The organism is Streptomyces sp. 13-12-16, assembly GCF_002114215.1.
In the GTDB taxonomy this organism is placed as follows: domain Bacteria; phylum Actinomycetota; class Actinomycetes; order Streptomycetales; family Streptomycetaceae; genus Streptomyces.
In genome coordinates this window covers 1-4,683 of record NZ_NCTE01000072.1, presented here as the reverse complement: position 1 = coordinate 4,683, position 4,683 = coordinate 1, and the positions used below count along the sequence as shown (strand labels likewise).

Genomic DNA, 4,683 nt, shown 5'->3' with positions numbered 1-4,683 from the left:
GGTGGCTGCGCCGGACCGCTGCGCCCCTCCAGGGCGCGGACCACCGCGGCGCTCGGCCGCGGCGCGGGCGGGGTCACGACGACACGGCGGCCGTACGCCGCGTGGACGGCGTGCCGACGCTGTCGACGATCTCCCGCAGCACGTCGTCCGTGGACATCTCGCGCACCCACAACTCCGGTCGCAACGACACCCGGTGGGCCAGCGCGGGCACCGCGAGGCCCTTGACGTCCTCCGGGACGACGTAGTCCCGGCCGTCCAGCACGGCGCGGGCGCGCGCGAGTTGCACCAGGGCGAGACCGCCGCGCGGCGAGGCGCCGATGCTGATCTGGGGGTGGTCGCGGGTCGCGCCGACGAGTGCGACGGCGTACTCCAGCAGGTCGTCGTCGATCTCCACGCGCTCCACGACCGCCCGCCACGCCACGACGTCGTCCGGTCCCGCGAGCCTTTCGAGTACGGCCTCGGGTGCGGCCCGGTCGATCCGGGCCCGCAGCATCGCCATCTCCTCCGAGGCGGCCAGGTATCCCATCCGCACGCGCAGCTGGAACCGGTCGAGCTGGGCCTCGGGCAGGGAGTAGGTGCCCTCGTACTCCACCGGGTTGGCGGTCGCGATCACCAGGAACGGGTCGGCGAGCGGCCGGGTCTCGCCGTCCACGGTCACCTGCGACTCGGCCATCGCCTCCAGCAACGCGGCCTGTGTCTTGGGCGGCGTCCGGTTGATCTCGTCGGCGAGCAGGAGGTGCGTGAAGACCGGGCCGGGGTGGAACACCATCCTGCCGGTGCGCTGGTCGTACAGCGGCGTTCCGGTGACGTCCGACGGCAGCAGGTCGGGCGTGAACTGGATCCGGCGGAAGTCCAGGCCGAGCGTGGTGGCGAAGGACCGCGCGAGGAGCGTCTTGCCGAGCCCCGGCAGGTCCTCGACGAGGACGTGCCCGCCGGCCAGCACGGCCAGCATCACCAGTTCGAGGGCGTCCGACTTGCCGACGACGGCGCGGCCGATCTCGCGCAGTACGGCACCGGCCTGCTCGCCGACCTCCCCGGCGGTGCGGGGCTGAGGCGTGGAGGAACTCGTCACGTGGTCTCTTCCTTACGAGTACGGGGGTTGCGTGTACGGGGTGCGCCGAGTGCCTCGAGCCGGTCGACGAGACGGCGCAGCACGTCCAGGGGAACGTCGCCGTCGGGTCCGGTCCGGGGTGTCCCGTGTCCCAGCCACGGCCACAGCTCGGGTCCGACCAGCTCGGCGGCACGCCGGGGCTGGTGGTCGAGCGAGACATGGTGGTGCTCGGCGAGTACGGCGGTGTACAGGCGGCGCAGTTCGGGCCGGAGCACCGCGCGGTAGTAGAGGGCGCCGTCGGGTCCCGTGGCGGTCCCCACGTTCCGTCGCCACTCGCCCATGCCCGGCGCCCGTGTCCGCAACAGCCTCACCTCGTCCCGCCGTCCGGAGTCGAAGGCGCCCGCCCCGGCGACGTACCGGGCGACGAGCAGCGCCGTGACGACGAGCACGGTCACGACGGCCCCGGCCGCCCGGAGTCCGTCGAGGAGCAGGACGAGCAGGACACCGGAGCCGGCGACCGCGCCGCCGAGCAGCCCGAGCCGGCGCGGGGTGAGCATGTCCCGTCCCGAAGTCCTTTCCACGGCCCGGCTCACCGTCCGGCCTCCCGGTCCTGGAGCAGCGAGGCGATCTCCTCCAGGGCGTCGGCCGCGGCCTCACGGTGCGAGCCGTCCATCGGGTGCGAGGAGTAACGGGCCTCGCGGAACAGCGCGGTGAGACGCGGTGCGGCCGGAGTCGGGGCGAGGCCTGCGCCGGCGGCGCGGGTGAGCAGGTCGGAGGGGCTGTCGGAGGCGCGCCGCTGCACGCCGGACGCGACGAGGGCGTCCTCCATCGCGGCGTAACAGGCGATGACGGCCGCCCGGGCGTCACCGGTGTCGGCCAGGGCGCGGCGGCCCGAGCGCACGGCGGACAGGAGCAGCCTCGCGTCGTCGTCCTCCGCCGGGGTGCCCGCGGGGCCGGGGGGCCGCGGCACCGTCAGCCCGTGCCGTCGTAGCCGCCGTACGACGGCCACCGTGACGACCACGACGACGACCGCGGCCAGCAGACCGAGCAGGAGGTGCAGCGGCAGGGAGGGACCGTGTCCCGAACCCTCCTCGGGCAACGGCCTGTCGAGGCCCGGTGGCGGGGAGGGCGGCGGGAGGTTCCCCGGTGGGGTGGTGGTGCCGGGCGGTGTGCTGTCGTGGTCGAACCGGTGCAGGACCAGGGCCAGGACGCCGATGACGGCCGCCCCGGTGAACAGCAGCGGCACGGCGGCCTCCCGCAGCCGTTCCTCGCCCGGTGACAGCACGGTGCGGCCGGCGCCGATCCGGTGGCGAAGGCGATCGACGGCCAGCATGACTCCGGCCGTCCAGGCGACGGACGCCCCGATCGCGACGAAGCCCCAGTGACCGAGCGGCCCCTTGCCGGGGTGCAGCAGCCCTTCGGCGGGCCGCAGCACGAGGGCGGCGACGGCCAGCGCCCCGACGACCCCGGCGGCGACCACCGGTCCGGGCACCGCCCGCTCCCCTTGGTTCATGCCGTCCCCCCGTTGAACGCGTCTCCCGAACGCCAGTTCACCGCATCCTGGCACATGCCGGACCACCCGGCGGGTCCGGTCGGAGGACAGAGTCGGAGGGACGGATGCGGTGTTGGCGACGTCGGCGATACGGGTCAGGGAATTGCCCCTGAAATCAAGTAGGTTGCCCCTACTTCACCCGAGGCCCGTAAGGGAGCGACCGGAATGGGCCCGCTGCGGAGGACCTTCCGTGCCATCGACGTCGGCGACGGCGGCGACGGCCGCTGGGCCGGCCACGTACGGGCCATGTGGCCGCGTGCCGAGGAGTGGATGACCGAGGAGGACCGGACGGCGGAGGGGGCGATGCTGGAGCCGCCGCTGTACCAGTACGCGTACGACGAGGGGCTGGGGACGGTCTGCACCGCCCGCTACCGGCCCGCCGAGGGCCGCGTGACCTACCACTGGCCCGGCGAGACCTGGGAACGGTCCTTCGCCGACTTCACTCCCGGCTCCCGCGTCGTCGCGCTCGGCCGGGCCGGCTGAGACCCGGACCTCAGCCGTGGGTGCTCACGAGCGGATGACCAGGGAGGCACCGTGAACCGACCGCTGCTCTTTCTGGACGTGGACGGACCCCTCAATCCCTACGCGGCCAAGCCGGAGAGACGCCCCGCCGGGTACGTCACGCTCAGGGTGCCGGTGGAACGGGGGTTGTCGTCGTCCCGGCGGCCGTTGCGGGTGTGGCTCGATCCGGCGCACGGGCCGGCTCTCCTGCGGCTCGGGTACGAGCTGTGCTGGGCCACGACCTGGATGGGGGACGCCAACCGGTGGATAGGTCCCCGGCTCGGACTGCCCGAGCTTCCCTTCGTCGACTTCGGTGACGCCCTGCTGCGGGAACGGCCCGACGGGGTGCACTGGAAGACCGGCCCGCTGGTGGAGCACGCCGGCGGGCGGCCCTTCGCCTGGGTGGACGACGAACAGGGCGAACTCGACCGGGCGTACGTGGCCGCCCACCACCCCGGAGCGGGGCTGCTGCACCACGTCGATCCGCGGATCGGGCTCCGGGAGGACGACTTCCGTGCGCTCGCCGGCTTCGCGCGGACGGCGCGCCCCTAACCTCAAATGTTCCTCTGAAGGTGGCCTGGGCACGGTTCGGGGGTGCGCCGGGGGGCCATATCCCCCTCACCTACGGGGGGCCGGACACGCCGGTGGAGGAGGGGACGATGGTGCGACTGGGGACGGGGATCGGGTGGCGGCCGGAGATCGCGGAGGCCGTCGAGCGCATGCCGGGGATCGACTGGGTCGAGGTCGTGGCCGAGAACGTGTGCCCCGGGCATCTGCCCGAGTCGCTGACGCGGTTGCGCGAGCGGGGGGTGACCGTCGTACCGCACGGGGTCTCGCTGGGTCTCGGCGGGGCCGAACGGCCCGACGGGGGACGGCTGGCCGCCCTCGCCGAGCGGGCCGAGACGCTCCGGTCGCCGCTCGTCACCGAGCACATCGCGTTCGTCCGGGCGGGCGGGGAGCTGACCGCGTCGTCGCCGATCGAGGCCGGGCACCTGCTGCCCGTGCCGCGCACCCGCGACGCCCTCGACGTGCTGTGCGAGAACGTCCGCATCGCGCAGGACGCGCTGCCCGTGCCGCTCGCCGTGGAGAACATCGCCGCGCTGATCTCCTGGCCCGGCGAGGAGATGACCGAGGGACAGTTCCTGTACGAACTGGCCGACCGGACCGGCGTACGGCTCCTCATCGACGTCGCCAACCTGCACACCAACCACGTCAACCGGGGCGAGGACCCGGCCGAGGCGCTCGACGGACTGCCCCTGGAGGCCATCGCGTACGTCCATGTCGCGGGCGGGTTCGAGCGGGACGGCGTGTGGCACGACAGCCACGCGCACCCGGTTCCGGAGCCCGTGCTCGCGGTCCTCACCGACCTCGCCTCCCGGGTCTCCCCTCCCGGTGTACTGCTGGAGCGGGACGAGAACTTCCCGGAGGCGGAGGAGATGGAGCGGGAGCTGGGCGCGATCCGGCGGGCGGTCGAGGAGGGTGCGGAGCGCCGGGACGCGGAACCGGCGGCGGTCGCGGGTGTCCGGCCCGGGCCGCGGCAGGGCTCCCCCGACGCCGCCCGGGAGCGGCTCGCGCTCGC

Annotated in this window: 6 protein-coding genes; 3 read left to right on the top strand and 3 right to left on the bottom strand. The window is 74.1% G+C overall.

The features are described from left to right. Positions 1–73: 73 nt before the first annotated feature. Genes B7767_RS03380 through B7767_RS03370 form a run of 3 tightly spaced genes read right to left on the bottom strand, consistent with a single transcriptional unit; the run spans position 74 to position 2,564 of the window. Positions 74–1,072, bottom strand: coding sequence for a MoxR family ATPase (locus B7767_RS03380; RefSeq protein ID WP_085570796.1), 999 nt, complete (start codon positions 1,070–1,072; stop codon positions 74–76). Further along, complete coding sequence (locus tag B7767_RS03375; RefSeq protein WP_256923302.1) at positions 1,069–1,608, bottom strand: hypothetical protein; 540 nt, start codon at positions 1,606–1,608, stop codon at positions 1,069–1,071. Before B7767_RS03375 ends, B7767_RS03380 begins: the two co-directional genes overlap by 4 nt. 32 nt (positions 1,609–1,640) lie before the next feature. Then, positions 1,641–2,564 carry a DUF4129 domain-containing protein gene (locus B7767_RS03370; RefSeq protein ID WP_085570794.1) on the bottom strand — a complete coding sequence of 308 codons (924 nt, stop codon included), beginning with the start codon at positions 2,562–2,564 and terminating at the stop codon, positions 1,641–1,643. Between the two features lie 204 nt (positions 2,565–2,768). Here B7767_RS03370 and B7767_RS47685 point away from each other — a divergent pair, with 204 nt between their 5' ends. The 3 genes from B7767_RS47685 to B7767_RS03355 form a co-directional block, all read left to right on the top strand. Next, positions 2,769–3,086 (top strand): hypothetical protein, encoded by a 318-nt coding sequence (locus tag B7767_RS47685; RefSeq protein ID WP_256923301.1) that lies wholly within the window; start codon positions 2,769–2,771, stop codon positions 3,084–3,086. A 51-nt stretch (positions 3,087–3,137) separates the two neighbouring features. Beyond that, complete coding sequence (locus B7767_RS03360; RefSeq protein WP_085570793.1) at positions 3,138–3,656, top strand: hypothetical protein; 519 nt, start codon at positions 3,138–3,140, stop codon at positions 3,654–3,656. A gap of 107 nt (positions 3,657–3,763) precedes the next feature. After that, the coding region (locus tag B7767_RS03355; protein WP_179167015.1) for a DUF692 domain-containing protein at positions 3,764–4,683 on the top strand (920 nt) is incomplete at its 3' end.